This is a genomic window from Arthrobacter sp. HMWF013, assembly GCF_003061105.1.
GTDB lineage: Bacteria > Actinomycetota > Actinomycetes > Actinomycetales > Micrococcaceae > Arthrobacter.
Genome location: NZ_QAIQ01000444.1, coordinates 2,324 through 3,295, shown reverse-complemented (window position 1 = coordinate 3,295; position 972 = coordinate 2,324). Strand labels below are relative to the sequence as shown.

General features: G+C 66.7%; 1 pseudogene. It reads left to right on the top strand.

Annotated features, from left to right (window positions below):
* Nucleotides 1–972, top strand: a pseudogene (locus DBR22_RS24660) (amino acid adenylation protein); the annotation flags it as partial.

The window sequence follows — 972 nt, the reverse complement described above, 5'->3', positions numbered from 1 at the left end:
GCGCCAGGATAGGCAACAACGTCCAGCTGCACTCCATGCCGCCGGTCACTGGCCTGCTTTCTTTGGGCAGCGGCTGCAACGTCGAGCCCGAGGTGGATCTCTCCGGCTGGTGGATCGACGGGGACGTCGTCCACATCGGAGCCATCCACATTGGTGCAGGAGCCAGCGTGGGGGCGCGCAGCACCTTGATGCCCGGCGCCTCGATCGGCGCGGGCGCCCATGTTGAGCCGGGTTCCGCGGTGCTCGGGAAGGTTAAGGCCGGACACCAGGTCGCCGGGTCACCGGCCGAGCGCCGCGGCAAGGCCAAACATTCATGGCCGGACACTGCGGTAGAACACCCGCTGATAAGCCGTCTGTGGTTCGTGGGCTTCGCCCTTGCCTCAGCCGTCCTGGCACTCATTCCTTACCTGTCCGCCGCGGCAGCGGCGATGGTCATCTTCTCCTTCATCCGTGGCAGGGAATCGCTGTCCTCGGCCGTGCCGCAGATCCTGCTCGCCCTCCCTCCTGCGGCCCTGGCCTGGTTCCTGGTCAACCTGCTGCTCATCCTGGTCACCACCCGGCTGCTGGGAATCGGCCTCGCCGAGGGCTACTACCGCGTGCGCAGCCGGATCGGCTGGCAGATCTGGGCCACCGAACGGGTCCTGGACCTGGCCCGCGACCTGCTGTTCCCGATCTACGCGAGCCTTTTCACCCCTGTCTGGCTTCGCCTGCTGGGCGCCAGGATCGGCAGGAACGTCGAGGCCTCCACCGTGCTGCTGATTCCCAAGATGACCACCGTGGGCGAGGGAGCCTTCCTGGCGGACGACACCATGGTGGCATCCTACGAGCTCGACGGCGGATGGTTGCGGATTGCGCCGGCGAAGATCGGCAAGCGTTCCTTCCTGGGCAACTCCGGCATGACTGCAGCCGGCCGGAACGTCCCCAAGAATTCTCTGGTGGCTGTACTGTCGGCGACGCCGGCCAAAGCCAAGG